A 26,668-nucleotide genomic window follows, 5' to 3' on the forward strand; every position below is an offset into this window, starting at 1 on the left:
GTCGGGGCGGCCAGCAAATGACCCCCGACGCCTGCAATCTGCTAAACAGCGAGTCAGTACCCTATACACGTGAGCGGCGCTTAAATGCCACGGCGAGCGTGTCAGGCGTGTCGTGCACGTGCGGTCACGATGTACCGGGCGATATTGCCGTTCGCGCGCATACGAGCTGAAGTTTAACGGGTATCATTCTAAGCGGTTTGGGTTTTAGAGGTAGCTATGCTATTTATTTTTCGACTAATTGTTGTTGTTATTTATTGTCTCTTTGTGTGCATATTTGGCTGTATTTACTGCTTGTTCAGCCCGCGTAATCCTAAACACGTGGCCACCTTCGGGCATCTGTTTGGCCGACTCTCTCCGCTATTCGGCCTGAAGGTAGAAACGCGTAAGCCTGCTGATGCAGAGAGCTATGGCAATGCGATCTACATCGCTAACCATCAGAACAACTATGATATGGTGACGGCATCAAATATCGTACAGCCGCCGACCGTGACCGTGGGTAAAAAGAGCCTGGTGTGGATCCCGTTTTTTGGTCTGCTCTACTGGTTGACGGGGAACCTGCTGATTGACCGAAATAACCGGGCGAAAGCGCATGGCACTATCTCGCAGGTCGTCAATACGTTTAAAAAACGCAAAATCTCTTTCTGGATGTTCCCGGAAGGTACGCGCAGCCGCGGCCGCGGTTTGCTCCCCTTTAAAACCGGCGCTTTCCACGCGGCTATTGCCGCTGGCGTACCGATTATTCCGGTGTGCGTTTCCAATACATCGAATAAAATTAACCTCAATCGCCTGAACAATGGTTTGGTGATTGTCGAAATGCTGCCGCCGGTCGATACCAGCCAGTTTGGTAAAGAGGGCGTACGTGCGCTGGCAACGCACTGCCGCGAGCTGATGGCGGCGAAGATTGAAGAGCTGGATCGCGAAGTTGCTGAGCGCGAAGCAGCGGCAAAGAAATAAACCAGGAACTGCCGCGATAGCGCGAGCACAGGGCTAGCGGGAAACGAATTCCCTTTTTGATGAGTTAGTATTCCATGGAGTTAATATGTCACTCAGTCGGCGTCAGTTTATTAAGGCTTCAGGCGTAGCGCTGTGCGCGGGAGCCGTGCCGCTGAACGCACATGCCGCCGGCCAGCAGCCAGCCTTGCCGGTTCCACCGCTGCTGGAATCCCGCCGCGGTCAGCCGCTGTTTTTAACTCTGCAGCGGGCGCACTGGTCATTTACCCCGGGAACGCGCGCCTCGGTATGGGGTGTGAACGGCCGCTATCTCGGGCCGACGATCCGCGTGTGGAATGGCGATGATGTTAAGCTCATTTACAGCAACCGCCTGACGGAAAACGTCGCCATGACCATTCGGGGCCTGCAGGTTCCCGGTCCGCTGATTGGCGGCGCGGCGCGAATGATGTCGCCGAACGCTGACTGGGCGCCGGTGCTGCCGATTCGCCAGAGTGCCGCCACGCTGTGGTATCAGGCGAATACCCCGAACCATATGGCCAGACAGGTCTATAACGGTCTGGCGGGTATGTGGCTGGTGGAAGATGAAATCAGCAAAAACCTCCCGGTTCCTAATCACTATGGCGTGGATGACTTCCCGGTGATTATTCAGGACAAGCGGCTGGATAATTTCGGTTCGCCGGAATACAGCGAGCCCGGCAGCGGCGGTTTTGTCGGCGATACGCTGCTGGTAAACGGCGTACAGAGTCCGTATGTCGAAGTGTCGCGCGGCTGGGTGCGCCTGCGTCTGCTGAACGCCTCTAACTCCCGCCGCTATCAGCTGCAGATGAGCGATGGCCGGCTGATACATGTCATCTCCGGCGACCAGGGCTTTTTACCCGCGCCGGTGTCGCTGAAACAGCTGTCGCTGGCCCCCGGCGAGCGGCGAGAAATTCTGGTGGATATGACCAACGGCGATGAGGTGTCGATTACCTGCGGCGAAGCGGCGAGCATCGTTGATCGTATCCGTGGCTTCTTCGAACCGTCGAGTATCCTGATTTCTACGCTGCTATTAACGTTGCGTCCAACGGGCCTGCTGCCGCTGGTCACCGATAGTCTGCCGGTGCGTTTGCTGCCGACGGAGTTCTTGTCCGGCACGCCGCTTCGCTCACGGGATATCTCTCTGGGCGACGATCCGGGCATTAACGGTAATCTGTGGGATCCGCAGCGCATTGATATCACCGCCCAGCAGGGCACCTGGGAGCGCTGGACGGTGCGCGCCGATCGGCCGCAGTCGTTCCATATCGAAGGGGTGATGTTCCAGGTGCGTAACGTGAACGGGTCCGCACCGTTCCCGGAGGATCGCGGCTGGAAAGATACCGTCTGGGTCGACGGGCAGGTGGAACTCCTGGTGTACTACGCGCAGCCTTCCTGGCCGCATTTCCCGTTCCAGTTCCTGAGCCAGACGCTGGAGCTTGCCGACCGGGGTTCAATTGGCCAGATGCTGGTCAATCCGGCGCCGTAATGCCTCATACCCTGACTGAATCGCGGTCAGGGTATAAGAAAATCTCCCTTCATTTCCATCATCGATCCGGCTTATAATCGCCGCCCTTTGATTATTTTTTTATCATTTTTTCCGGAAGCAATATGAGCGCAATATCCCTGATCCAACCGGATCGTGACCTTTTTTCCTGGCCGCAGTACTGGGCCGCCTGCTTTGGCCCGGCGCCATTTTTACCAATGTCACGCGAAGAGATGGATCAACTTGGCTGGGATAGCTGCGACATTATCCTGGTCACCGGCGATGCGTATGTCGATCATCCGAGCTTCGGAATGGCGATCTGCGGACGCATGCTGGAAGCGCAGGGATTCCGCGTCGGGATTATTTCCCAGCCTGACTGGAACAATAAAAATGACTTTATGCGCCTCGGCAAACCGAATCTGTTCTTCGGGGTCACCGCCGGCAATATGGACTCGATGATCAACCGCTACACCGCTGACCGTAAGCTGCGCCACGATGATGCTTATACCGCGGGCAATGTTGCCGGTAAACGTCCTGACCGCGCCACGCTGGTCTATACCCAGCGCTGTAAAGAAGCGTGGAAGGATGTCCCGGTTATCCTCGGGGGGATCGAGGCCAGCCTGCGTCGTACCGCGCATTATGATTACTGGTCTGATACCGTGCGCCGTTCGGTGCTGGTGGACTCGAAGGCCGATATGCTGATGTTCGGCAACGGCGAGCGTCCGCTGGTTGAAGTAGCGCATCGTCTGGCTGCCGGTGAGCCGATTGGCCAAATTCGCGACGTGCGTAATACCGCCATTATGGTCAAAGAAGCGCTGCCGGGCTGGAGCGGCGTGGACTCTACCCGTCTGGATACTCCGGGTAAAATTGACCCGATCCCGCACCCGTATGGCGAAGACCTGCCGTGCGCGGATAACAAAACCGTCGCGCCGCCAAAACAAGAAGCCAAACGCGTCACCGTTCAACCGCCGCGTCCGAAGCCGTGGGAAAAAACCTATGTCCTGCTGCCTTCCTTTGAGAAGGTGAAAGGGGACAAGGTGCTGTACGCCCACGCGTCACGTATTCTGCATCATGAGACCAACCCGGGCTGCGCGCGCGCGTTGATGCAAAAGCACGGCGAGCGTTATATCTGGGTTAACCCACCGGCGATCCCGCTGTCGACGGAAGAGATGGACAGCGTTTTTGCGCTGCCGTATAAGCGCGTCCCGCACCCGGCATATGGCGACAGCCGTATTCCGGCTTACGAAATGATTCGTTTCTCGATAAACATTATGCGCGGCTGTTTCGGCGGCTGTTCTTTCTGTTCCATCACCGAGCATGAAGGTCGCATCATTCAGAGCCGTTCCGAAGATTCGATCATCAACGAGATCGAAGCGATTCGCGACACGGTTCCCGGCTTTACTGGTGTTATCTCCGATCTTGGCGGTCCGACAGCCAACATGTATATGCTGCGCTGCAAGTCGCCGCGTGCGGAACAAACCTGTCGCCGTTTATCCTGCGTCTATCCGGATATCTGCCCGCACATGGATACCAACCATGAGCCAACGATCAATCTGTATCGTCGCGCTCGCGATCTGAAAGGGATTAAAAAAATCCTTATCGCCTCTGGCGTGCGCTATGACATCGCCGTCGAGGATCCGCGCTATATCAAAGAGCTGGCGACTCACCACGTTGGCGGCTATCTGAAGATTGCCCCGGAACATACGGAAGAAGGCCCGCTGTCAAAAATGATGAAGCCGGGTATGGGAAGCTATGACCGCTTTAAAGAGCTGTTCGATACCTATTCGAAGCAGGCGGGTAAAGAGCAGTACCTGATTCCGTACTTTATCTCTGCGCACCCGGGCACTCGCGACGAAGATATGGTGAACCTGGCCCTGTGGCTGAAAAAAAACCGTTTCCGTCTCGACCAGGTGCAGAACTTCTATCCGTCGCCGCTGGCCAACTCGACCACCATGTATTACACCGGCAAGAATCCGCTGGGTAAGATTGGCTATAAGAGTGAAGAGGTTGTGGTGCCGAAAGGCGACAAACAGCGCCGTCTGCATAAAGCGCTGCTGCGTTACCACGATCCGGCGAACTGGCCGCTGATTCGTCAGGCGCTGGAGAGCATGGGCAAGAAGCATCTGATTGGATCGCGCCGTGACTGTCTGGTTCCTGCACCAACGCTGGATGAGATGCGCGAAGCGCGTCGTCAGAACCGCAACACCCGCCCGGCGTTAACCAAACATACGCCCATTGTGCATCAGCGTTCGAACGCCGGGGAGACGGCGAAGAAGCCCGTAAAACGTGGCAAGGTTGCCAGCCGTTAAGTCTGTTGTATGGCCCGGTGGCGCTTAGCGGGCCGGTAAAAACGGTGAACCACAGGCCGGATAGGCGTTAGCGCCATCCGGCCTGTTTACGTTCTATCCGCCGAACTGATCCGGATCCGGCCCCAGACGTTTGTTCTGGTCCAGTTTTGCCATCTCACCCAGTTCGTCTTTATCGAGACGGAAATCCCAGACGTTGAAGTTCTCCGCAATACGTGCCGGCGTTACCGATTTCGGAATCACCACCAGCCCGTTGTCCAGGTGCCAGCGGATAACAATCTGCGCGGGCGTTTTACCGTATTTATCCGCGAGTTGGTGAACGATTTTTCGATCGAAAACGCCTTCTCCCCCTTGCGCCAGCGGGCTCCAGGATTCCGTCTGAATTTTATGCGTGGCGTTCCAGGCATGAAGCTGACGTTGCTGGAGTAAAGGATGAAGCTCTACCTGGTTTATCACCGGCACGACGCCGGTTTCATCCAGCAGCCGCTGGAGATGGTGCACCTGGAAGTTACAGACGCCGATGCTTTTGACCAGCCCCTCTTTTTGCAGCTCAACCATGCCTTTCCAGGCGTCAACGTAGTGGTCAATTGCCGGAACCGGCCAGTGCATAAGATAGAGATCGACATAATCGAGCTGCAGCTTGCGCAGGCTCTCTTGCAGCGCTTCACGAGGGCGTTTTTGGTCGTCGTTCCACAGTTTAGTGGTGATAAACAGCTCATCGCGGGGGATGCCTGCGCTGCGCAACGCATTGCCGACACCGGTCTCATTTTGGTATGCGGCGGCGGTGTCAATAGAGCGATAACCGACTTCCAGCGCCTTATGAATGGCGGAGACGACTTCCTCGTTGCCTGCTTTCCACACGCCGAGACCCAGTTGTGGCATCAGGTTGCCGTCGTGCAGTTTTATAACGGTTGGATGTGTCATGCCTTCCTCCTGTTAATGAAACTCAGCGGTGTACATTCCGCTAAGGGGTAGCATTAAGTCTGGACGAAATAGCTAAAAACGGTAGTAAAACTCTTCTCCTTCCCGCAAGTTCGCGGCAAGAAGAAGAGAGGGATAAAGGGAAACTTAGCGTGCGGCCTCGTAAATCCGACGGCTGACCTCAAGGGTGATATCCTGATTTTCACCCAGCGCCGTCATGCCGTGTTCTTCCAGTTTAGCCAGTAACGCCGGGATAGAGCTACCGTCCAGACCGTAGTCGGAAAGACGGGTCGGTACGCCAAGCTGTTCGAAGAAGTTACGCGTCGCGGCGATAGCGGCATCGATACGTTCGTCTTCAGAACCCTCGGTAATATTCCAGACGCGAGCGGCATATTGCAGCAGTTTCGCGCGTTTAGTATCGCGTTTTTCATTCCACAATACTGGCAGCACGATGGCCAGCGTCTGGGCATGATCGAGGCCATGCATCGCGGTCAACTCGTGACCCAGCATGTGCGTTGCCCAGTCCTGGGGAACGCCAGCGCCGATCAGGCCGTTTAACGCCTGGGTCGCGGCCCACATAATATTGGCGCGAACGTCGTAATTTTCCGGCTCCTTCAGCGCTTTCGGACCCTCTTCAATCAGGGTCAGCAGAATGCCTTCGGCAAAGCGATCCTGAATTTTGCCATCAACCGGATAGGTAACGTACTGCTCAACGGTATGGACAAATGCGTCAACCACGCCGTTGGCCACCTGACGCGGCGGCAGGGTATAGGTGTAAACCGGATCGAGGATCGCAAACACTGGCTGGACATGAGCAGACATGAAGGCGCGTTTGTCGCCGGTGGTTTTACGTGAAACCACGGCACCTTTATTGGATTCGGAACCGGTTGCCGGCAGCGTCAGCACGGAGCCCATCGGGATCGCACTTTTCACGTGGCTGCCGTAGGTTTCGAGAATTTCCCACGGATCGACGTTTTCGTCATAGTGCGCCGCTGCGGCGATGAATTTCGTGCCATCCAGTACCGAACCACCGCCGACGGCGAGCAGGAAGGTGACGTTTTGTTCACGGGCGATTTTCACCGCGTTCATCAGCGTTTCGTAAGAGGGGTTTGGTTCAATCCCGCCAAACTCCAGAACGTCGAAGCCGTTCAGGGCGTTGAGGACCTGATCGAGCACGCCGGTTTTCTTCACGCTGCCGCCGCCGTAGGTCACCAGAATCCGGGCATCCGCCGGGATTTGATCGCGCAGGTTATCGATGGCGCCTTTACCAAACAGGATGCGGGTTGGGGTATGTAGATCGAAATTGTTCATTATTCGTGCCCTCAAAAAAAGAAAACTGCCGACTGAGAGGATGCCTCGGCCAGATGACGGTCATTGTGGTCCTGTCGCCGGTTCCTCTCAATGCACATTCCTGCCGTTGTCTTGCCCATTTCTCCACTGGGCTGGAGAAAAGGCAGAAATATGCGCACAATGCAGAGGTGAAAAAACGTCTGGAGAAGCACCGAAAATGAACCGCGCCGAGATATGCCAGCTGTTGACGGAAAAGGTTAATGCACTGAAAGATAACGAAGAAAATCTTAGCTTGCTGCTGCCAGATATTCGTCTGTTGTACGGTACGCAGCCGGGTACCCGTACGCCGGTGATGTACCAGCCAGGCATTGTTTTTCTCTTTTCGGGTCATAAAATTGGCTACATCAATGAGCGGACTTTTCGCTATGACACCAATGAATATCTGCTGTTGACGGTACCGCTGCCGTTTGAGTGCGAGACCTTCGCGACGCCAGAGGTGCCGCTGGCGGGATTGCGCCTGAATGTGGATATTCTCCAGCTGCAGGAGCTGCTGATGGACATAGGCGAGGATGAGCTGTTTCAGCCGGCGATGGCCTCCAGCGGCATCAACTCGGCAGCCTTATCGGAGGAGATCCTGTGCGCGGCGGAAAGGCTGCTGGATGTGATGGAACGTCCGCTGGATGCGCGTATCCTCGGCAAACAGATTATCCGCGAGATCCTCTATCACGTGCTCACCGGGCCATGCGGCGGGGCGCTGCTGGCGCTGGTCAGCCGACAAACCCACTTCAGCCTGATTAGCCGTGTTCTGAAGCGCATTGAAAGCCAGTACACCGAAAACCTCAGCGTCGATCAGCTGGCGGCGGAAGCCAATATGAGCGTCTCGGCGTTTCATCATAATTTCAAATCGGTGACCAGCACCTCGCCACTGCAGTATCTCAAAAGCTATCGCTTACATAAGGCGCGGATGCTGATGATTCATGACGGGATGAAAGCCAGTGCCGCGGCGATGCGCGTCGGCTACGAGAGCGCGTCGCAGTTCAGCCGTGAGTTTAAACGCTACTTTGGCATGACGCCGGGAGAAGATGCGGCGCGGATCAGAATGATTCAGGGACTGTGACGGAGAAGGGCCGGGGTTTCATTCCCGGGAAGGCGGGCAGCGCCGCTCCCGGGAAGGTTCTGTCAGGCGTTACAGAATTTTTTCTTGATAACCACGACCACGGTACCCACCAGCCCGGCCACCAGCAGCGCGATGGGCAGAATCATCAGGCAGGTCATGACCTGGTCTTCATGTCGCTTCACGAACGGGATCATGCTGAGCGCATAGCCCAGACCGGTAACCACGCCGACCCACAGCAGCGCGCTGAGCCAGTTGAAGAACTGAAAGCGGCGGTTGGAGAGCCCGGAAATGCCGGCCATCGTTGGCAGCAGGGTGCGCACGAAGGCGAGGAAACGACCGGCCAGCAGCGCCAGAAGACCATGTTTATCAAACATACAGGTCGCGCGCTGATGGTACTTCTGCGGCAGATGGGCGAGCCAGCCTTTGACGGTTTCGGTATTGCCAAGCCAGCGCCCTTGCAGATAGCTCAGCCAGCAGCCAAGGCTGGCAGCGGCGGTAAGGATGGCAAGAGTCGGCACAAAGTCCATGACGCCTTTGGCTATGAGCGCGCCGGCGAGCAGCAGCAGGCTGTCCCCGGGTAAAAATGAAGCGGGTAGCAGACCGTTTTCCAGAAACAATGTCATGAACATGACCAGATATACAACGCCCACGACCTGGGGGTTTGCCAGCGCGGCAAAATCATGTTGCCACAGGGCGGCGACAATCTCTTGAATGACAACCATGGACTTTCCTAAGTGGTACCGTATTTTTGATTAGTGTACTCCTGAAGAGCCCCGAACACCTTGATCTCGGGCGCAACAACAGCGGCCGCCTTACGCAGAACGTCCGCTATTGTTGCCACTCGCTGTCACTTTACACGATACGGGAGAAGCCTGCCGCTAAATCCGCCAGCAGATCGTCAACATTTTCTAAACCGATATGGACGCGAATCAGCGTGCCGCTGAAATCGACTTCAGCTTCCGGACGAATTGAGGCGATTTGTTCCGGCTGATTAGCCAGAATCAGCGATTCAAAGCCGCCCCAGGAGTAGGCCATGCTGAACAAGCTGAAGTTGTCGAGATATGCAGCAAGCCCGGCATCGGTCAGGCGCTTATTGAGGACAAAAGAGAACAGGCCGCTGCTGCCGGTAAAATCGCGCTTCCAGAACTCATGGCCCTTGCTGCCCGGTAGCGCAGGGTGGTTGACGCGCGCGACCTGCGGATGTTGCGCCAGCCATTCGGCGATACGCAGGCTGCTTTCGTGATGCTGACGCAGGCGGACGCCCAGGGTGCGCAGGCCGCGGCTGGTCATATAGGCGGTATCCGCATCGACCATTTGTCCCATCAGGTAGGCATTTTCCCGCAGCTGATCCCAACAGCGCGCGTTGGATACCGCGGTGCCGACCATCGCATCAGAGTGGCCTATCAGGTATTTCGTCCCGGCCTGGATGGAGATATCGACGCCAAAATCCAGCGCTTTAAACAGCACGCCGGCGGCCCAGGTGTTGTCGATCATGATAATCGCCTGCGGGGCAACGCGGCGTACGGCCGCAACGATTGCCGGAACGTCGTGCACTTCCATGGTGATAGAACCGGGTGACTCCAGGAACACCACTCGGGTGTTCGGCTGAATCTGGCGGGCGATATCGGCGCCAATCAGCGGATCGAACCAGCTGGTGGTTACGCCGAGCTTTGCGAGGATTTTAGTGCAAAAGTCCTGGCTGGGCTCATACGCGGTGTTGGTCATCAGGACATGGTCGCCCTGTTCGACGAAGGCCAGAATGGTATTGGCAACGGCTGCGGCGCCGCAGGGAAACAGCGCGCATCCGGCGCCACCTTCCAGTTCGCACATGGCTTCCTGTAGCGAAAAGTGGGTCAATGTCCCGCGACGGCCGTAAAACAGCTCGCCTTTTGCCCGGTTGCGGGTGGCGTGTTTTTTGGCTTCGACAGTCTCGAACACCAGCGATGAAGCCCGCTGAATCACGCTGTTGACCGAGCCCTGAGTATATTTTTTACTGCGCCCGGCATTGACCAGCGCGGTATCAAGATGTTTATCAGCCATGTTTTTTTTACCTGGTTTTATACGTCTGGACGTCTAAACTAGCATGAATGACTCAAGCTGTACCGGGGAATGGCCGATACGGGCAAAAATTTTGCGAAATCCGCGGTCGGCCACTTTTTTACTGCGTAAGCGCAAGGAATCTAAACGTGATTTGCTGCACAGTGTAAATACTAATGAGAACCACTATCAATTCGATGCTTTTTTGATATTATTGTGCTCAGATTTTGTGATTGACGTCCTGGAGATTCAGCGTGGGTAATAATTTGATGCAGGCGGACCTGTCCGTTTGGGGTATGTATCATCATGCCGATATTGTCGTTAAGGTCGTGATGATTGGCCTGATTTTGGCGTCGATAGTCACTTGGGCTATCTTTTTCGGCAAAGGTGCTGAAATCCTCTCCAGTAAGCGCCGCCTCAAGCGCGAACAGCAGCAGCTCAGCGATGCTCGTTCCCTCGATCAGGCCAGCGATATCGCAAACAGTTTCCACCCGAAAAGCTTAAGCACCCAGCTTATCAACGAAGCGCAGAACGAGCTGGTGCTCTCTGAAGGCGTCGAAGATAACGAAGGGATTAAAGAGCGTACCGGTTTCCGCCTTGAGCGTCGCGTGGCGTTCGTCGGCCGTTATATGGGCCGCGGCAACGGCTATCTGGCGACCATCGGGGCGATTTCCCCGTTCGTCGGCCTGTTTGGTACCGTCTGGGGTATCATGAACAGCTTTATCGGCATTGCGCAGACGCAGACGACTAACCTTGCGGTAGTTGCACCGGGCATCGCTGAAGCGCTGCTGGCGACCGCCATCGGCCTGTTTGCGGCGATTCCTGCCGTGGTTATCTATAACATTTTTGCCCGCATGATCGGCAGCTACAAAGCGTCGCTCGGCGATGTCGCCGCGCAGGTGCTGCTGCTGCAAAGCCGTGACCTGGATCTGAGCGCCAGCGGCGTAAAACCGGTCCGTACCGCGCAAAAATTACGAGTAGGTTAATGCTTTATGGCAATGCATTTTAACGAAAACCTCGATGATAACGGCGAAATGCATGACATTAACGTCACGCCGTTTATTGACGTCATGCTGGTGCTGTTGATCATCTTTATGGTGGCGGCGCCGCTGGCGACCGTGGATGTGAAGGTCAACCTTCCGGCCTCCTCAAGTCAGCCGCAGCCGCGTCCGGAAAAGCCGATTTATCTGTCGGTGAAAGCGGATAAAACGATGTTCCTCGGCAACGATGCCATTACCGAAGAGAGCATGATCGGCGCGCTGGATACGCTGACTGAAGGGAAGAAAGACACCACCGTCTTCTTCCGCGCGGACAAAACCGTGGATTATGAGACGATGATGAAGGTCATGGATACCCTGCACCAGGCGGGTTATCTGAAGATTGGTCTGGTGGGTGAAGAAACCGTAAAAGCGAAATAACCCTCCCGACGACGCTCCTCAGGCTGGCCATGCGCCAGCCTTTTTTATGCCTGATACGCCGCGGCGGGAGGTTGCAATCGCCATGGCGGGTTGCGATATAATGCCGAACGTTTTTTGTTAACTCACAGGATCTTATGGAACGCTTTCTGGAAAATGCTATGTATGCCTCACGCTGGTTGTTGGCGCCGGTTTATTTTGGTCTTTCGCTCGGGCTGATTGCGCTGTCGATCAAATTTTTTCAGGAGATTTTCCACGTACTGCCGCACATCTTTAGCGTGGGCGAGTCGGAGCTGATTCTGACGCTGCTGTCGCTGGTCGATATGACGCTGGTGGGCGGCCTGCTGGTGATGGTGATGTTCTCCGGCTACGAAAATTTTGTCTCCCAGCTGGATATCAATGAAGGTAAAGAAAAGCTCAGCTGGCTGGGTAAAATGGATGCCACCTCCCTGAAAAATAAAGTGGCGGCGTCGATTGTCGCCATCTCCTCTATCCATCTGCTGCGGGTGTTTATGGACGCGAAAAACGTACCGGACAACAAGCTGATGTGGTACGTCATTATCCATCTGACCTTTGTGCTGTCGGCGTTTGTGATGGGCTATCTCGATCGTCTGACCAAGGTTAAGCACTGATACACCAGCCCGGCGGGGCAGAGCCGCCGGGCTGGTGACTTATTTATCCGACGAGGTTTGCCATAAATTGAGCTGACCATCCGCGACGTGCTGGTCAATCTGCGCCAGCTCTTCTGCGCTAAACGTCAGATTTTTCAGCGCCTGTACGTTCTCCTCCAGCTGCTGCGGGCGGCTGGCGCCAATCAGCACCGACGTCACCCGGCGGTCTTTCAGCAGCCAGCTCAGCGCCATCTGCGCCATGCTCTGCCCGCGGCGGTGGGCCATCTCCTGCAATAAACGCAGACTGTTCAGATTTGACTCACTGAGCATATTTTCCGTCAGGCCGCGCGCTCTTTTGCCTTCGTAGAACATCCGCGAACCCTCCGGGATCTGCTGGAGATATTTACCGGTCAGCAGGCCCTGCGCCAGCGGTGTAAAGGCGATGCAGCCGACGCCGTTCTCCTCCAGCGTATCCAGCAGTCCGCTGGTGTCGACCCAGCGGTTGAGCAGGTTATAAGACGGCTGGTGAATAAGCAGCGGGATCTTCCAGTCGCGCAAAAGGGCGGCCATTTGCTGCGTACGTTCCGGCGAATAGGAGGAGATGCCGACATACAAGGCTTTACCGCTCTGTACCGCCTGCGCCAGCGCTGCGGCAGTCTCTTCCATCGGCGTATTTTCATCGACGCGATGCGAATAGAAAATATCGACGTAATCCAGTCCCATCCGCTGCAGGCTCTGATCGAGGCTGGCGAGCAGATATTTTCGCGAACTACCGTTGCCATAGGGGCCTGGCCACATGGAGTAGCCTGCTTTCGTCGCCACAATCAGCTCGTCGCGATAGGCGGCAAAATCCTCGCGCAGCAGGCGGCCAAAATTTTCCTCCGCGCTGCCGGGCGGCGGCCCGTAGTTATTCGCCAGATCGAAATGGGTAATGCCCAGGTCAAAGGCCTTGCGCAGCAGGGCGCGTTGGTCATCCAGCGCGTGACCGTGGCTAAAGTTGTGCCACAGCCCCAGCGACAAGAGGGGCAATTGCAGGCCGCTTTTACCGCAGTAGCGGTACTGCATGCGATCGTAGCGGGTGGCGTCAGCTAACCAGGACATGATCTCTCCTTATAAATTAAAACGTCGTTTCCATTTTAACTGGTATGGCACGCCGGCAGCGTTTGCTGGATCACAATGCGTAAGATTGCTGGCGTCACCGCGAGCTTATGCTTTGCTTAAAAGGGGTTAATTTACGGAGAAGAGATGATGACGCGACTGACGGCGAAAGATTTTCCGCAAGAGCTGCTGGAGTACTACGACTATTACGCACACGGCAAAATCAGCAAGAGGGAGTTTTTACAGATGGCCGGGAAGTACGCCGTCGGTGGCATGACCGCCCTGGCACTGTTTAATCTGCTGAAACCCAACTATGCGCTTGCCGGGCAGGTCTCGTTTACCGACCCGGATATTCATGCGGAATATATTCGCTATCCTTCGCCCGAAGGGCACGGAGAGGTGCGCGGCTATCTGGTGATGCCGACGAAACCCACCGTAAAACCGGCGTCGGTGATCGTCGTGCATGAGAATCGCGGGCTGAATCCCTATATCGAAGATGTCGCCCGGCGAGTGGCCAAAGCCGGTTACATCGCGCTGGCACCGGATGGCCTGAGTTCGGTGGGCGGCTATCCCGGCAATGATGACGAAGGGCGCGAGCTTCAGCAGAAAGTCGATCCGCAGAAGCTGATGAACGACTTTTTTGCCGCCGTCGCCTTTATGGAAAAGCATCCGCAGGCGAGCGGCAAAGTGGGAATAACCGGTTTTTGTTACGGCGGCGGTGTGTGCAATGCTGCCGCCGTGGCGATCCCGGAACTGGCCTGCGCGGTGCCGTTTTATGGCCGCCAGCCGCCGATCGCGGATGTCGAAAAAATCCGTGCGCCGCTGCTGCTGCACTATGCGGAGCTGGATAAGCCCATCACGGACGGTTGGCCCGCCTATGAACAGGCGCTGAAGGCGCAGCATAAAGTGTTTGAGGCCTATATCTATCCTCAGGTGAACCACGGTTTTCACAACGACTCCACGCCGCGTTACGACCGGGCCGCCGCTGAACTTGCCTGGCAGCGAACGCTGGCGTGGTTTGCCAAATATCTCGGCTAAAAAGGGCGGAAATAGCGCTGGCACTCGCTCAAAAAATCGCTATATAATTTTATATATAACGATTGGGGGTGAAAGCGATGGATAACCATTTTGGCAAAGGTTTAATGGCGGGGTTGAAGGCTTCTCAGGCTGAAAGCGCCAGCAACGCAGCCGGTTTTTGCGCGGATTATAAACGTGGGTTTGTCCTCGGTTATTCTCAGCGGATGTTTGAACAAACCGGCGATCGTCAGCTTAGCGCCTGGGAGGCCGGGATCCTCACCCGCCGTTATGGCCTGGACAGAAACATGGTCATGGACTTCTTCAGGGAGGGACATTCCTGTACTGCAATGCGTTACTTTATGGCGGGATACCGGCTGGAAAGTTAACTACCGAAGGCCGAGGCCTCCGGTAGGTGAGGCGTTATGCCTGGCGTTTGTCTTCGGTCAGGGTATCGAAGTCGCTGGCGCTGTGGCGTTCATGCAGTTGCTCGTTAAGCGGGCCGTTGGTCCGGTTGACGATACGCCCGCGTTTGACTGCCGGACGATTGCCGATGTCCTGCGCCCAGCGCAGGACGTTTTTATAGCTGCCGGCGTCAAGGAATTCAGCGGCGTTATACACCCCGCCCAGCACCACATTGCCGTACCACGGCCAGATAGCCATATCAGCGATCGTGTACTCTTCCCCGGAAACATAGCGGTTGCGGGCGAGCTGCTTATCCAGCACGTCGAGCTGACGTTTGGCTTCCATCGTGAAGCGGTCAATCGCATACTCGATTTTCACCGGCGCATAGTTAAAGAAGTGGCCAAAACCGCCGCCGAGGAACGGGGCTGCGCCCTGTAACCAGAACAGCCAGTTAAGGGTTTCGGTCCGCCCGGCGGGATCTTTAGGCAGGAAGAAACCAAACTTCTCAGCGAGGTACAGCAGGATGCTGCCGGACTCAAATACGCGCGTCGGCGGGGTGGTGGAGTGGTCGCTCAGGGCGGGAATTTTTGAGTTGGGGTTCACCTCAACAAAACCGCTGGAGAACTGATCGCCTTCGCCAATGCGAATCAGCCAGGCATCGTATTCCGCGCCGCTCACGCCGAGCGCCAGCAGTTCTTCCAGCAGGATGGTCACCTTCTGGCCGTTTGGCGTGCCCAGGGAGTAGAGCTGCAGCGGATGTGAGCCGACCGGTAGCGCTTTTTCATGGGTTGCGCCGGAGACGGGACGGTTGATGTTGGCGAACGCGCCGCCGTTGTTTTGCTTCCACTCCCACACTTTAGGTGGTTGGTAGTTATTCTCTGACATGAGGACCTGCCTTTTTAGTGAGCCGTTGAGGGAGTGTAGCAGGAGATGCTAAGCAGGTTTAACCGTGTGAGGCTTATTGGCCCCGGTCAGCGTCGCGCAACCGGGGCGAGGGGGACTCAGGCCATAATCCGCGCGGCCCATACGCTGATATCGTCGCTGCTGCCAAGGTCCGGCTGCACCAGACCGTTGACCATAAAGGTAGGCGAGACATGAATACCGTTCTGTCGCGCGTATTTGCAATGCCATTTAATTTCAGCCTGCAGCTCAGGGCGGGCGAAGGCCGTAGAGAGCAGAACCTGGCTATAGCGCTCAATGCGCTGGATAATCTGCTGCGGCGTGGTCTCCATATTCGGCCCGCTGCAATGGTCGGTAAATTCAAACTCTTCGCGATGGTCGGCGACGGCTTTTAACACCCTGTGCGCCTGCTCTCTGCCGTGCGGGAGCGTCGAGGCGGCAAGAATGCAGCGTACGATGACGCCGGAGAAAAGATGCCATGGCTGCGACTGCAGACGAATCTTGATGGTCACATTATCCGCGCCGACTTCGTCCAGTAGCTCGTCGAGCTTATTGAATGCCCGGACGGAAAACGGGCAGGTTGGCTCAAGGAAAACCTCAAAAGTACGTGGGCCGTGGCCCCAGACCAGCGGTTGAGCCTGCAGATGCGGTTGTGCGCTCATAATCAACTCCTGACGTTGTCTCATTCTTCGTTATGATTCCCTGAATCACCCGGGCTGTTGTCAACGGCAATGCAACCTGAAGTATTACGGGGAGATATTACAAATAACGATATCACTTTTACCCAAAGGCGCCGGGTTATTTTCCCGCAGGGCACGATCGCTGAATCCAATGAGTGGTATCATCATTTCACCTCTGTCTGGTAAGTGCCTGTGGCAGGATAAGAAGAGGGAGTTTTGTTCCGCCAACTGCCCGGGCTGCATTAATTTGAGGTCAGGCTAATGAGCAAAGGATCGACAAGTAGTGATGCCCCTTTTGGTACATTGTTAGGCTACGCGCCGGGGGGCGTAGCAATTTATTCATCGAATTACAGCAGTTTAAATCCGCGCGACTATCCGGATGACGCGACGTTCCGCAGCTACATCGGCAGTGAGTATATGGGGCATAAATGGCAGTGCGTTGAATTCGCGCGCCGCTTTTTGTTTCTCACCTACGGCTTTGTCTTTACCGATGTCGGCATGGCCTATGAAATCTTCTCCCTGCGTTTTCTGCGTGAAGTGGTCAATGACAATATTCTGCCGCTGCAGGCTTTCGCAAACGGCGCCCGCCGTCCGCCGATGGCCGGTTCGCTGCTGATTTGGCAAAAGGGCGGTGAGTTCAAGCATACCGGCCATGTTGCGGTGATTACGCAGCTGGTCGGCAATAAGGTCCGCATCGCCGAGCAAAACGTGATTCACGCTCCGCTGCCGCAGGGCCAGCAATGGACCCGCGAATTAACGCTGGAAGTGAAAGACGGTTTCTACACCATCAAAGATACCTTTGCCGATACGGAAATATTAGGCTGGATGATTCAGACCGCCGATACCGAGCACAGCCTGCCGCAGCCGGTGCTGCCGGGTGAAGCGATGGCGATTCAGGGCGCGAGATTGCCGAATAAAGGCCAGTTCCGCGGTAACTGGCTGAACGAGAAAGATTCACTGCAGAAAGCCTACGTGGCCGCCAACGGTCACTTCATCAATCAAGATCCCTATCAGTACTTCACCATTACCGAAAGCGCCGAGCAGGAGCTAATCAAAGCGACCAACGAGCTGCATTTGATGTACCTGCACGCCACCGATAAGGTGATGAAAGATGACAACCTGCTGGCGCTGTTTGATATCCCTAAAATTCTCTGGCCGCGCCTGCGCCTCTCGTGGCAGCGACGCCGTCATCATATGATTACCGGCCGCATGGATTTCTGTATGGATGAGCGCGGGCTGAAGGTCTATGAATACAACGCCGACTCCGCCTCTTGTCATACCGAAGGCGGGCTGATCCTCGAACAGTGGCTGAAGCAGGGCTACTACGGCAGCGGACACAACCCGGCGGAAAATCTGCTTGATGAGCTGGCGGGCGCCTGGAAACACAGCCGCGCCCGTCCTTTCGTGCATATCATGCAGGACAAGGATCTGGAGGAGAACTACCACGCGCTGTTTATCCAGCGCTCGCTCACGCAGGCGGGGTTCGAAAGTAAGATCCTCTTTGGCCTAGATGAGCTGCACTGGGATGCCGCCGGGCAGCTGATCGACGGCGACGGGCGTCTGGTGAACTGCGTCTGGAAAACCTGGGCCTGGGAAACCGCCATCGAGCAGGTGCGTGAAGTCAGCGCCGATGAGTACGCCGCCGTGCCGATCCGTACCGGACATCCGCAAAACGCCGTGCGGCTGATTGACGTGCTGCTGCGTCCGGAAGTGCTGGTCTTCGAACCGCTGTGGACGGTGATCCCCGGTAACAAGGCCATTCTGCCGGTACTGTGGTCGCTGTTCCCGAACCACCGCTATCTGCTGGATACCGATTTTGTGGTCAACGATGAGCTGGCGAAAACCGGTTACGCGGTGAAACCTATCTCTGGCCGCTGCGGCAGCAACATTGATTTGATTGGTCCGAAAGACGAAGTGCTGGATAAAACCAGCGGGCAGTTTGTCGATCGTAAAAATATTTACCAGCAGCTCTGGTGCCTGCCGAAAGTGGATGGTAAATACATTCAGGTGTGTACGTTTACCGTCGGCGGCAACTACGGCGGTACTTGTCTGCGCGGCGATGATTCGCTGGTAGTCAAAAAAGAGAGTGATATCGAACCGTTAATTGTGCTGAAAGACAGCGACGGCCGGTAGCCGGCAGCCCGGACAGCGCCGTAAACGACCTGTCCGGGCAACAAATCCTGCAAACACGATAAGTCACAAAGACAACAACAAGACAGAAAAGGAAAATAATATGCACGACAGGCGACTCGCCGCCCGCGCGGGTGAACTCAAGCCCTCCGCCGTCCGCGAACTTCTTAAGCACAGTAAACTGCCCGGCGTTATCTCTCTGGGCGGCGGGATTCCGGCTCCGGAGCTGTTTGATACCGAAGGTCTGAATCTGGCTGTGCAACAGGTGATGAGCGGGCGCTTCAACGATGCATTTCAGTATGGTTTGACCGAAGGCTACCCGCCGCTGCGTCAGGCCGTGAGCGAACTGTGTCAGGCGCGCGGCGTTGACTGCCAGGCCAGCCATGTTTATATCACCTCCGGTTCTCAGCAATCGTTGGATATTGTCGCCCGTACGCTGCTCGATCCGGGCGATGCGGTGGTGGTTGAGCGCCCGACCTACCTGGCGGCGCTGCAGGTATTCCAGTTAGCGCAGGCCAATATTCTCAGCGTGGATACTGACGATAACGGGATGCTGGTCGAACAGCTGGCCGACCTGCTGGAAACGACCCGCGTCAAAGCGGTTTATCTGGTGCCCACCTTCGGCAACCCCGGCGGAAAAACCCTGAGCGAAGATCGCCGCCGCCGTCTGGTGGAACTGGCGAAGCAGCATGATTTTGTCATCATCGAAGACGACCCCTATGGCGAAATCAGCTTTACCGATGAAGTCCGCCGTCCGCTGTATCAGCACGCGGTTGAGCTGGGCTGTGAAGATCAGGTGGTCTACACCTCCACCTTCTCCAAAATTCTCGCTCCGGGGATGCGTATCGGCTGGATTGTGATGCCGGACTGGCTGGCGCAGCAGACGGTGATCGTCAAGCAGGCGGCGGATCTGCATACCAACATGCTGTCGCAGGTGATTACGGCGGAATATCTGGCGATGAATCGCCTGGATAACCAGATCGCGCTGATCCGTGAGGATTATCGTAAGAAGTGTGTGGCGCTGGCGGATGCGCTGGAGTCGCGACTCGGGGAGCACATTGCCTTCAGCCGACCAAAAGGCGGGATGTTCCTGTGGGCTCGCTTCCGCTATTCGTTCGATACCATGGAATGGATGAAGAAAACGCTGGCAAACGGCGTGGTGTTTGTCCCTGGCGAAGCGTTCTATCACGATAATCCGGATACCCGTACGCTGCGTCTGTCCTACTCTACGGTCTCGGAAGAAGGGCTGATGACGGCCGTTGAACGTCTGGCGAAATCGCTGTAGCTATATAAATAACTCCGCGCCGCCGGGCGGCACGGAGTGTTAATCTGGTTTAATCGCTTTCGGCGATGCGGTCATCGAGCCAAATCAGCATCAGTGAGGAGAGAAATGCAACGCCGAGTGTGCCAATAAATAGCCACATAAAGAATACCTCAGAGGTTTTTTATTATTTTTCTGCTTTTACCGGTGAGTGATTGTTTCTGTTGATCATCGTGACTTTCGTCGCGGACTGGGAGGTGGCGAGCGTGAAGAAATCATCAGCATCAATATCAAAATTCAGCACGATTTCCCTGTATTTCCCGCAGTGAATTAACTCTTTCGCTTCTTGCATACTACTTGCTGTTATTGTCGGCATCGTCTTATCTCGTGTGAAAACTGGTTAGCAAAGTAAGAGCTTGTGCATATCAGATCAACTCTTTTTTATCGCCACCGGTAAGATCTGTTTTCCTTATTTTTTAAAGGGACAGCGCGGGCAGAATACCATTGCGGGACAGGGGGCCGCCCATTGCCGTCTGGCCTGGGATTTCAAAAGCAGCGTTAACGCTGTTTTTCGCTCATCAGCTGGCGGCAGCGCTGCTGATCCTGACCAATACTCTCTTGTTCTTGTTGGCTGAGCTGCAGCCAGGTCTGACGCATACGTTCGCCAAGTGCCGGGATATAGTGGTTTTTGCGCAGCGCGTAATCGGCATTACCGCCTTCGACAATATTTTCCATATCGCGAAGAAACGCCTGGCTATCCCGGTGGTCGATGACACAGAAAACCGAACGGTACCAGGCCATCTCTTCTTCGGAGTAGCGGGGCGTAAACCACCAGACAAGCAGCGCGATGAGCGCCAGCAGCGGAATAATAAGCGGTAATTTCTTCAGCATGGATTAGTCAGGGAGAGGAAACCGGGGGCGTAGTGTACCTGCTGCGCAAACGGGATGACATCCCGGAGGTCTTTTTTACCTCCGGGCGAGCGGGACAGGTCCCGTTAGCGCGGTTATGCGCTAACGGTAAAAGAGCTATAACAGACCGCTCTCTTTTGCGGTCCGGTCGATAGCGCGTTTGGTCTTCTCGACCAGCTCATCCAGTTCGCTGTGGCTGGCAATCAGCGCGGGAGCCATAATCATACGCCCCAGCGTAGAGCGGATAATGACCCCCTCTTCAAAGCCGATAGTCCGGCAGCGCCAGGCCAGATCGTTTTCATTCGCAAAGCGTTTGCGGGTCGACTTATCTTCGGCGAACTGCAGAGCGGCCACGAGGCCTGTGCCCTGGATTTCGCCAATCATCGGGTGGTGGCTAAACACTTCACGCAGCGTTTTTTGCAGATACGGGCCGGTATCGTCACGTACGGTGGTGACCCGGTTTTCATCGCGCAGTGCTTTCAGGTTGGCAATGGCGACGGCCGCAGCGACGGGGTGGCCGGAATAGGTCAGACCGTGGGCAAAGACGCCGCCTTTCTCAACCAGCACCTCGGCCATCCGTTTGCTCAGCACCAGGCCGCCCATCGGAACATAGCCGGAGGTCAGCCCTTTGGCGATGGAGAGCGTATCCGGCTCAAAGCCAAAATACTGGTGCGCAAACCATTCGCCGGTTCTGCCAAAGCCGCCAATCACCTCATCGGCGCACAGCAGCACGTCGTATTTGCGGCAAATGCGTTGAATCTCCGGCCAGTAGCTCTCCGGCGGGAAGATCATCCCGCCCGCCCCCTGGAACGGTTCGGCGATAAAGCCCGCGACGTTCTCCGCGCCGAGCTCCAGGATCTTCTCTTCCAGCTGGCGGGCGCAGCGCAGGCCAAACTCCTGCGGCGTCAGGTTGCCGCCGTGCATATACCAGTAGGGCTCATCAATATGCGCCACGTCGGGAATCATCCCCCCCATGGCATGCATGGCTTTCATGCCCCCGAGCGCGGTGGCGGCGAGGGTAGAGCCGTGGTAGCCGTTCCAGCGGCCAATCATCACCTTTTTCTGCGGCTTATCGAGAATCTGCCAGTAGCGACGCACGGTGCGGATCAGCACTTCATTCGATTCAGAACCGGAGTTGGTGTAAATGGCGTGGCTGTAGTGCCCGGGCAGCAGGCTGAAAAGGAGTTCGGACAGCTCAATCACCGTCGGGTGCGTGGTGTGGAAGAACATATTGTAATAGGGCAGCTTCGCGAACTGCGCCGCCGCGGCATCCGCCAGATCCTGGCGGCTGTAGCCCAGCTGGGTACACCACAGTCCTGACATACCGTCCAGATACTTGTTGCCGTCATTGTCCCACAGGTACAGGCCTTCGCCGCGTACCATGACGCGCGGTCCTTCAGCGTTCAGCGCTTTCTGGTCGAGAAACGCGTGGATATGGTGTGCGGCATCCCCGCTTTGATACTCGGTGGTGGATCGCGTCGGGTGAATCGGGTAAGTCATGTTATCTCTCCTGTAAGCGGAATCAGGGCAAGGCAAGGCCGTTGCCTGCTAGCGAAACTGGAACCAGGTCGTTTTAAGGGTGGTGAATTTGTCGAAGGCATGCAGCGACAAATCCCGACCAAAACCAGACTGTTTATTGCCGCCAAACGGCACGGTGACGTCCAGCGCATCCACGGTATTGACCGATACCGTGCCGGCGTTAAGCCGTCCGGCTACGCGGTGTGCGCGGTGCAGATCGTCTGTCCAGATCGACGCGGCGAGGGCATAAATATGGTTATTAGCCAGCTCGATGGCCTGCTGTTCATCATCAAAAGGGATAGCGGCAAGCACCGGGCCGAAAATTTCATCTTTCCACAGCGACATCTCTTCGTGCACTTCATCCAGCAGCGTGGGCTGAACGTAGTTGGCGATCCCTTCAATCTCGACCTCACGGCCGCCGGTCAGCACGCGTGCGCCGGCCTGTTCGGCAGAACGGATCGCGCGTATGACCTTTTGCGCATGCGCCGCGCTGACCATCGCGCCCATTTTGGCTGCCGGATCAAAGGGGTGAGACGGTGCCCAGGCTTTCATTTTGGCCTCTACCCGGGTGATAAAGTCGGCATAAATCGCGCGTTCTACCAGCAGCCGTGAGTTGGCGGAACAGACTTCGCCCTGGTTAAAACAGATACCGAAAGCGGCTTTCTCCGCCGCCAGGTCGAGATCCTGGCAGTCAGCAAAGACGATATTGGCGCTTTTACCGCCGCACTCCAGCCAGACCTGTTTCAGGTTTGACTGCGCGGAGTAGGTCATGAAGGCCTTGCCGACGGAGGTCGAACCGGTGAAGGTGATAACATCAATATCGTTATGCAGCCCAAGCGCGGCGCCCGTTTCGGTGCCGGGACCGGTCACCACGTTCAGCACGCCTGGCGGGAGACCCGCTTCGAGCGCCAGTTCACCCAGGCGCAGTGCCGAAAAAGGCGAGTTTTCTGAGGGTTTGAGGATCACGCTGTTCCCGGCGGCCAGCGCCGGCCCGAGTTTCCAGCAGGCCAGATCGAGCGGAAAGTTCCACGGTACGATTGCCGCCACCACGCCGACCGCTTCACGAGTGAGGGTGGCGAGCGACCCGTTACGCGTGGGGGCGACCTCGGCGTAAATTTTATCGACGCTTTCAGCGTACCAGGCCAGGACGTGCGCCGCGCCGGGAATATCAACATTCAGCGCATCGTTGACCGGTTTGCCCATGCTGGCACTTTCAAGCAGCGCCAGCTCTTCACGGTGTTCGAGAATCAGCGCGGAGAGCCTGAGCAGTACGGTTTTGCGTTCCTGCGGCGCCAGAGCGGACCACACGCCGGAGGCGAAGCTGGCGCGGGATGATTTTACTGCAATATCAATATCGTCTGCTTGCAGCGCCGTCACCCCGGCGAGCACGTTATTGGTCGCCGGGTTGACGGCCGGACAGACTTTACGGCTGATGGCGAGGTAGGGACGACCATCAACGATCGCGTGGCTGATAAAGCGTTGCTCCCGCAGTTTGTCCTGCCAAAAATTTCGATCAGACATACCAGACATGCGCCTCTCCCTTGATGTGTTGCTTATTTGTTATTGATTTGTTGCTATTGATTCATGATGCAGGAGGGGGCAGCGACGAGAAAGGACTAAAAATCTAGCTAACCTCTATAAAAAACGTAGCTAGTCCCGGAAAGGGGATAATTCTCCGGGGCGTGAGGCGCGGTTATTTCTGTGACGGTATTCATAAAATTTACGCGGATGAATTTTTAATGTTTTGTATTTAAAAGGATATTATTTTTATGCTTCGCTTTTATGAGCACAGCACCCGCTGCCTTTTAAATACATTAAATATTGTTTGATTTAATAACAGGTAATGAAAAAAAGATGAATGACCCTCATTCCTTGCGATCTGATGCCGCATGCTTGTCGTTGGCTCGCAGCTTTCCTGCGCTTTGTCTGTTAATTTTCTGTAAAAGTACGACCCGAGTCGGATTGTTGATCTTTTTCCGCTGGCGGGGTTGCCGGCGACGGGGAGCATCGTTTAAAGCTATTTAGCTTATCTCTCTGAGAATAAAAAATAAGGTGTCCCATGCCCCATTTCACCCTGAAGCAGCTCAAATACTTTGTTGCCGTTGTCGAAGCAGAGAGTATTGCGGAAGCCTCCAGACAGTTACATATCGCCCAGCCGTCAATTTCCATTGCGGTTAAAACCCTGGAAGATATGTTTGAACAGCAGTTCTTTATTCGCCACCATGCGCAAGGGGTTTCGCTGACCCCCAGCGGACAACGCTTTTATGAAAAAGCGAAAGAGCTGCTGCGGCTTTCGTATCAGTTTGAGCAAAATTCAAAAGCGGATAATGAACTGGTCTCCGGCATTATTTCATTAGGCTGTTTTGAAACGGCGGCGCCGCTCTATTTACCTTCGCTGATCGCCGGATTTAAAAAAATCTATCCCGATATCACCCTCAAAATTTGCGATGGGGAGCAGCATGAAATTACTCACGGTCTGCACCGCGGTCGTTTCGATCTGGCGTTTCTCTATGATCTTGAGCTGGATAGCGCGATTCACACCGAAAGCCTCAATGCGCCGCAGAAGCCTTATGCCCTGCTGCCGGCACATCATCCGCTGGCGCAGCGGGCGGCGGTGAAACTCTCCGAACTCAATAACCTGCCGATGGTCCTGTTGGACGTGGTGCCAAGTCGAAACTATTTCATCAGTATTTTCAAAGATAAAGGGTATAACCCTCAGGTTGCCTATAGCTCGCCGTCTATTGAGATGGTGCGCTGTATGGTCGGCCAGGGGCTGGGTTTTTCCGTGCTGGTAACCCGCCCGGTTTCCGACATGACCTACGATGGCCAGCAGGTGCGCTGCGTGGAAATTCAGGACGAGATGGCGAACTCGACGCTGGTGATGGCGCACTTGCGCAGTAGCGAGCCGACCAAACCGACTAAACTATTTATGGAATATTGTCGCCATGCGGTGCTCAGCCCGGCGGACATTGATGCGCGGGTGGCGTAAATTCAGCGGAGAATAAGAGACGGCTCGCCTTGTTGCGGGCCGTATCAGTCTCTGCCGGTGATGTTAAATATAAAAAAACGAGCCTCTGAATATATTTTTAATAGGCTTGATGGCTTGCGATTTATTTTTTATGAATAATCAGGCGCTCGCCGGATTATCTTTTATCGGTAATCTGCTAGAAATAATATTTTTATTCAGTAGATTCAAGATACTGCGTTCTGCATCACTATTTTATTCTCAGGTTCTAAATTTATAATAATTTACCTGCTTGTTACGGTTTATTAACCTCGGTCCTGCGCAGTGGTTTATTCCTGGCGATTGAACACCATTCGAAGGACACATTTATGACCGTAGAAAAAACGAACATTGATACGTTGATTGTTGGCGGGGGTCAGGCCGGTATTGCCATGAGTGAGCATCTGACAACGCTGGGGATCTCACATCTGGTTATCGAGAAAAACCGCATCGCCGAAGCCTGGCGAACCGGGCGCTGGGACTCGCTGGTGGCAAATGGTCCGGCGTGGCATGACCGTTTTCCGGGGATGGAATTTAAAGGGGGAAATCCCGACAGCTTCATTCCCAAAGACGATGTGGCGGAATACTTTGAAGATTACGTCAGGGCCTTCAATCTGCCGGTGCGTACCGGCGTTGAAGTCAAAAGCGCGGTGCGCAACAGCGGGCGACCGGGGTTTACCATTGAGACCACGGAGGGCGTCATTGAGGCCCAGCGTATTGTTGCCGCGACCGGGCCGTTTCAAAAACCGGTCATTCCTCCGATTGCGCCGCAAGAGGGCAGCATTCATCAAATCCACTCCGCCCGATATTACAACCCGCAGCAGCTTCCTGAGGGCGCCGTGCTGGTCGTTGGCGCGGGCTCTTCCGGCGTGCAGATTGCCGACGAGCTTCAGCGTGCCGGCCGTCGGGTCTATTTATCCGTCGGCGCACACGACCGCCCGCCGCGCGCATATCGCAACCGGGACTTCTGCTGGTGGTTGGGAGTGCTGGGCATGTGGGATGCCCCCGCCAGCGCCCCGGGCAAAGAGCATGTCACTATCGCCGTCAGCGGCGCTCATGGCGGGCACACCGTGGACTTCCGCGAGCTGGCGCATCGTGGCATCACCCTGGTCGGGCTGACGAAAGCCTTTGAATCCGGGACGGCGACCTTTCAGCCGGACCTGTGCGACAACATCCGACGCGGGGATGAGAACTACCTGGCGCTGCTGGATGCCGCAGATGCCTACATTGCGGCCAATGGTCTGGATCTGCCGGAAGAACCTGCTGCCCGCGAGTTTTTACCTGACCCGTCGTGTATGACTTCGCCGATCCTCTCTCTGAATCTCGCGGAGGCGGGGATCACCACCATTATCTGGGCGACCGGCTACGCCGTGGATTACAGCTGGCTCAACGTGAATGCTTTTAATGAGCAACGCCGTCCGCAGCATCAACGCGGCGTCTCCAGTGAACCCGGGGTCTATTTTCTCGGACTGCCGTGGCTGTCACGCCGGGGATCTACCTTCATCTGGGGCGTCTGGCATGACGCGAAACACATTGCTGACCATATTGCCACCCAGCGTAAGTACAGCCAGTACCAGGCCGCCGATCGGCGCTGAACGTTCGC

General features: G+C 55.8%; 24 protein-coding genes and 1 pseudogene. 14 read left to right on the plus strand and 11 right to left on the minus strand.

Annotated features, from left to right (window positions below):
* The first annotated feature begins 216 nt into the window (after positions 1–216).
* The 3 genes and pseudogenes from plsC to BV390_RS08460 all read left to right on the plus strand — a co-directional run.
* Positions 217–954 carry a 1-acylglycerol-3-phosphate O-acyltransferase gene (gene plsC / locus BV390_RS08450; protein ID WP_004867743.1) on the plus strand — a complete coding sequence of 246 codons (738 nt, stop codon included), beginning with the start codon at positions 217–219 and terminating at the stop codon, positions 952–954.
* An 85-nt stretch (positions 955–1,039) separates the two neighbouring features.
* Positions 1,040–2,452 carry a cell division protein FtsP gene (gene ftsP / locus BV390_RS08455; RefSeq protein WP_032690690.1) on the plus strand — a complete coding sequence of 471 codons (1,413 nt, stop codon included), beginning with the start codon at positions 1,040–1,042 and terminating at the stop codon, positions 2,450–2,452.
* Between the two features lie 33 nt (positions 2,453–2,485).
* Positions 2,486–4,737 (plus strand): annotated as a pseudogene (locus BV390_RS08460) (YgiQ family radical SAM protein); the annotation flags it as partial.
* A 114-nt stretch (positions 4,738–4,851) separates the two neighbouring features.
* On the opposite strand, the gene dkgA reads toward BV390_RS08460, so the two are convergent.
* A complete protein-coding gene (gene dkgA / locus BV390_RS08465; protein ID WP_032698769.1) occupies positions 4,852–5,679 on the minus strand; it encodes a 2,5-didehydrogluconate reductase DkgA in 828 nt (275 codons plus the stop codon).
* Positions 5,680–5,823: 144 nt separating this feature from the next.
* Positions 5,824–6,987 (minus strand): alcohol dehydrogenase, encoded by a 1,164-nt coding sequence (yqhD, locus tag BV390_RS08470; RefSeq protein WP_032690692.1) that lies wholly within the window; start codon positions 6,985–6,987, stop codon positions 5,824–5,826.
* 196 nt (positions 6,988–7,183) lie between these two features.
* Between yqhD and BV390_RS08475 the strand changes: the two genes are divergently transcribed.
* A complete protein-coding gene (locus BV390_RS08475) occupies positions 7,184–8,083 on the plus strand; it encodes an AraC family transcriptional regulator (protein ID WP_032690693.1) in 900 nt (299 codons plus the stop codon).
* A 62-nt stretch (positions 8,084–8,145) separates the two neighbouring features.
* On the opposite strand, the gene yghB is transcribed toward BV390_RS08475, so the two are convergent.
* Positions 8,146–8,805, minus strand: a complete 660-nt coding sequence (yghB, locus tag BV390_RS08480; RefSeq protein WP_032690694.1) for a DedA family general envelope maintenance protein YghB — start codon at positions 8,803–8,805, stop codon at positions 8,146–8,148.
* Between the two features lie 130 nt (positions 8,806–8,935).
* Positions 8,936–10,123 carry a cystathionine beta-lyase gene (gene metC, locus BV390_RS08485; protein WP_032698770.1) on the minus strand — a complete coding sequence of 396 codons (1,188 nt, stop codon included), beginning with the start codon at positions 10,121–10,123 and terminating at the stop codon, positions 8,936–8,938.
* A gap of 251 nt (positions 10,124–10,374) precedes the next feature.
* Here metC and exbB point away from each other — a divergent pair, with 251 nt between their 5' ends.
* The 3 genes from exbB to BV390_RS08505 all read left to right on the plus strand — a co-directional run bounded on the left by exbB (position 10,375) and on the right by BV390_RS08505 (position 12,167).
* The gene (exbB, locus tag BV390_RS08495) at positions 10,375–11,106 is read left to right on the plus strand and encodes a tol-pal system-associated acyl-CoA thioesterase (RefSeq protein ID WP_032690696.1); all 732 of its coding nucleotides are present in this window, start codon (positions 10,375–10,377) and stop codon (positions 11,104–11,106) included.
* Between the two features lie 6 nt (positions 11,107–11,112).
* The gene (gene exbD, locus BV390_RS08500; RefSeq protein ID WP_032690697.1) at positions 11,113–11,538 is read left to right on the plus strand and encodes a TonB system transport protein ExbD; all 426 of its coding nucleotides are present in this window, start codon (positions 11,113–11,115) and stop codon (positions 11,536–11,538) included.
* Between the two features lie 134 nt (positions 11,539–11,672).
* The gene (locus BV390_RS08505) at positions 11,673–12,167 is read left to right on the plus strand and encodes a TIGR00645 family protein (RefSeq protein ID WP_032690698.1); all 495 of its coding nucleotides are present in this window, start codon (positions 11,673–11,675) and stop codon (positions 12,165–12,167) included.
* A gap of 39 nt (positions 12,168–12,206) precedes the next feature.
* Here BV390_RS08505 and mgrA read toward each other — a convergent pair whose 3' ends face one another.
* Positions 12,207–13,247, minus strand: coding sequence for an L-glyceraldehyde 3-phosphate reductase (mgrA, locus tag BV390_RS08510; RefSeq protein ID WP_032697563.1), 1,041 nt, complete (start codon positions 13,245–13,247; stop codon positions 12,207–12,209).
* Positions 13,248–13,394: 147 nt separating this feature from the next.
* Between mgrA and yghX the strand changes: the two genes are divergently transcribed.
* Positions 13,395–14,282 carry a YghX family hydrolase gene (gene yghX / locus BV390_RS08515; RefSeq protein ID WP_032690791.1) on the plus strand — a complete coding sequence of 296 codons (888 nt, stop codon included), beginning with the start codon at positions 13,395–13,397 and terminating at the stop codon, positions 14,280–14,282.
* A gap of 77 nt (positions 14,283–14,359) precedes the next feature.
* Positions 14,360–14,647: a DUF2623 family protein gene (locus BV390_RS08520; RefSeq protein ID WP_032690703.1), complete on the plus strand. Its 288-nt coding sequence runs from the start codon at positions 14,360–14,362 to the stop codon at positions 14,645–14,647.
* A 34-nt stretch (positions 14,648–14,681) separates the two neighbouring features.
* On the opposite strand, the gene yghU is transcribed toward BV390_RS08520, so the two are convergent.
* Positions 14,682–15,548, minus strand: coding sequence for a glutathione-dependent disulfide-bond oxidoreductase (gene yghU, locus BV390_RS08525; protein WP_032690704.1), 867 nt, complete (start codon positions 15,546–15,548; stop codon positions 14,682–14,684).
* A 116-nt stretch (positions 15,549–15,664) separates the two neighbouring features.
* On the minus strand, positions 15,665–16,225 hold the full coding sequence (locus BV390_RS08530; RefSeq protein WP_004867687.1) for a DsbA family protein: 561 nt from the start codon (positions 16,223–16,225) through the stop codon (positions 15,665–15,667).
* 69 nt (positions 16,226–16,294) lie between these two features.
* Between BV390_RS08530 and BV390_RS31910 the strand changes: the two genes are divergently transcribed.
* The 3 genes from BV390_RS31910 to BV390_RS08540 all read left to right on the plus strand — a co-directional run bounded on the left by BV390_RS31910 (position 16,295) and on the right by BV390_RS08540 (position 19,658).
* Positions 16,295–16,429, plus strand: coding sequence for a hypothetical protein (locus BV390_RS31910; protein ID WP_306417341.1), 135 nt, complete (start codon positions 16,295–16,297; stop codon positions 16,427–16,429).
* A 75-nt stretch (positions 16,430–16,504) separates the two neighbouring features.
* Positions 16,505–18,376 carry a bifunctional glutathionylspermidine amidase/synthase gene (gss, locus tag BV390_RS08535; protein WP_032690705.1) on the plus strand — a complete coding sequence of 624 codons (1,872 nt, stop codon included), beginning with the start codon at positions 16,505–16,507 and terminating at the stop codon, positions 18,374–18,376.
* Between the two features lie 100 nt (positions 18,377–18,476).
* Positions 18,477–19,658, plus strand: coding sequence for an aminotransferase-like domain-containing protein (locus BV390_RS08540; protein ID WP_032690706.1), 1,182 nt, complete (start codon positions 18,477–18,479; stop codon positions 19,656–19,658).
* Between the two features lie 163 nt (positions 19,659–19,821).
* Here the strand turns inward: BV390_RS08540 and BV390_RS08545 are convergent, their stop codons facing one another.
* The 4 genes from BV390_RS08545 to BV390_RS08560 all read right to left on the minus strand — a co-directional run bounded on the left by BV390_RS08545 (position 19,822) and on the right by BV390_RS08560 (position 23,582).
* A complete protein-coding gene (locus BV390_RS08545; RefSeq protein WP_032690707.1) occupies positions 19,822–20,010 on the minus strand; it encodes a hypothetical protein in 189 nt (62 codons plus the stop codon).
* Positions 20,011–20,192: 182 nt separating this feature from the next.
* The gene (locus BV390_RS08550) at positions 20,193–20,525 is read right to left on the minus strand and encodes a hypothetical protein (RefSeq protein WP_064793583.1); all 333 of its coding nucleotides are present in this window, start codon (positions 20,523–20,525) and stop codon (positions 20,193–20,195) included.
* Between the two features lie 135 nt (positions 20,526–20,660).
* Positions 20,661–22,043 (minus strand): aspartate aminotransferase family protein, encoded by a 1,383-nt coding sequence (locus BV390_RS08555; protein ID WP_046853446.1) that lies wholly within the window; start codon positions 22,041–22,043, stop codon positions 20,661–20,663.
* A gap of 48 nt (positions 22,044–22,091) precedes the next feature.
* Positions 22,092–23,582 carry an aldehyde dehydrogenase gene (locus BV390_RS08560; protein WP_085396840.1) on the minus strand — a complete coding sequence of 497 codons (1,491 nt, stop codon included), beginning with the start codon at positions 23,580–23,582 and terminating at the stop codon, positions 22,092–22,094.
* A 538-nt stretch (positions 23,583–24,120) separates the two neighbouring features.
* Between BV390_RS08560 and BV390_RS08565 the strand changes: the two genes are divergently transcribed.
* Together BV390_RS08565 and BV390_RS08570 are read left to right on the plus strand one after the other, a co-directional pair.
* The gene (locus tag BV390_RS08565) at positions 24,121–25,050 is read left to right on the plus strand and encodes a LysR family transcriptional regulator (RefSeq protein ID WP_085396808.1); all 930 of its coding nucleotides are present in this window, start codon (positions 24,121–24,123) and stop codon (positions 25,048–25,050) included.
* A gap of 344 nt (positions 25,051–25,394) precedes the next feature.
* On the plus strand, positions 25,395–26,660 hold the full coding sequence (locus BV390_RS08570) for a flavin-containing monooxygenase (protein ID WP_032698775.1): 1,266 nt from the start codon (positions 25,395–25,397) through the stop codon (positions 26,658–26,660).
* The last annotated feature ends 8 nt before the right edge of the window (positions 26,661–26,668 follow it).

The organism is Klebsiella sp. YJ, from assembly GCF_002108615.1.
Lineage (GTDB): Bacteria > Pseudomonadota > Gammaproteobacteria > Enterobacterales > Enterobacteriaceae > Klebsiella > Klebsiella planticola.

Bases quoted from the DNA above. Each gene is read 5' to 3' on its own strand.
- BV390_RS08570 (WP_032698775.1), top strand. From the start codon at position 25,395: ATGACCGTAGAAAAAACGAACATTGATACGTTGATTGTTGGCGGGGGT.
- mgrA (WP_032697563.1), bottom strand. From the start codon at position 13,247: ATGTCCTGGTTAGCTGACGCCACCCGCTACGATCGCATGCAGTACCGC.
- BV390_RS08565 (WP_085396808.1), top strand. From the start codon at position 24,121: ATGCCCCATTTCACCCTGAAGCAGCTCAAATACTTTGTTGCCGTTGTC.
- yghX (WP_032690791.1), top strand. From the start codon at position 13,395: ATGACGCGACTGACGGCGAAAGATTTTCCGCAAGAGCTGCTGGAGTAC.
- metC (WP_032698770.1), bottom strand. From the start codon at position 10,123: ATGGCTGATAAACATCTTGATACCGCGCTGGTCAATGCCGGGCGCAGT.
- BV390_RS08540 (WP_032690706.1), top strand. From the start codon at position 18,477: ATGCACGACAGGCGACTCGCCGCCCGCGCGGGTGAACTCAAGCCCTCC.
- yghU (WP_032690704.1), bottom strand. From the start codon at position 15,548: ATGTCAGAGAATAACTACCAACCACCTAAAGTGTGGGAGTGGAAGCAA.
- BV390_RS08560 (WP_085396840.1), bottom strand. From the start codon at position 23,582: ATGTCTGATCGAAATTTTTGGCAGGACAAACTGCGGGAGCAACGCTTT.
- yghB (WP_032690694.1), bottom strand. From the start codon at position 8,805: ATGGTTGTCATTCAAGAGATTGTCGCCGCCCTGTGGCAACATGATTTT.
- BV390_RS08545 (WP_032690707.1), bottom strand. From the start codon at position 20,010: ATGCCGACAATAACAGCAAGTAGTATGCAAGAAGCGAAAGAGTTAATT.
- yqhD (WP_032690692.1), bottom strand. From the start codon at position 6,987: ATGAACAATTTCGATCTACATACCCCAACCCGCATCCTGTTTGGTAAA.
- BV390_RS31910 (WP_306417341.1), top strand. From the start codon at position 16,295: ATGCAACCTGAAGTATTACGGGGAGATATTACAAATAACGATATCACT.
- exbD (WP_032690697.1), top strand. From the start codon at position 11,113: ATGGCAATGCATTTTAACGAAAACCTCGATGATAACGGCGAAATGCAT.
- ftsP (WP_032690690.1), top strand. From the start codon at position 1,040: ATGTCACTCAGTCGGCGTCAGTTTATTAAGGCTTCAGGCGTAGCGCTG.
- BV390_RS08550 (WP_064793583.1), bottom strand. From the start codon at position 20,525: ATGCTGAAGAAATTACCGCTTATTATTCCGCTGCTGGCGCTCATCGCG.
- BV390_RS08530 (WP_004867687.1), bottom strand. From the start codon at position 16,225: ATGAGCGCACAACCGCATCTGCAGGCTCAACCGCTGGTCTGGGGCCAC.
- BV390_RS08475 (WP_032690693.1), top strand. From the start codon at position 7,184: ATGAACCGCGCCGAGATATGCCAGCTGTTGACGGAAAAGGTTAATGCA.
- plsC (WP_004867743.1), top strand. From the start codon at position 217: ATGCTATTTATTTTTCGACTAATTGTTGTTGTTATTTATTGTCTCTTT.
- dkgA (WP_032698769.1), bottom strand. From the start codon at position 5,679: ATGACACATCCAACCGTTATAAAACTGCACGACGGCAACCTGATGCCA.
- BV390_RS08505 (WP_032690698.1), top strand. From the start codon at position 11,673: ATGGAACGCTTTCTGGAAAATGCTATGTATGCCTCACGCTGGTTGTTG.
- BV390_RS08520 (WP_032690703.1), top strand. From the start codon at position 14,360: ATGGATAACCATTTTGGCAAAGGTTTAATGGCGGGGTTGAAGGCTTCT.
- BV390_RS08555 (WP_046853446.1), bottom strand. From the start codon at position 22,043: ATGACTTACCCGATTCACCCGACGCGATCCACCACCGAGTATCAAAGC.
- gss (WP_032690705.1), top strand. From the start codon at position 16,505: ATGAGCAAAGGATCGACAAGTAGTGATGCCCCTTTTGGTACATTGTTA.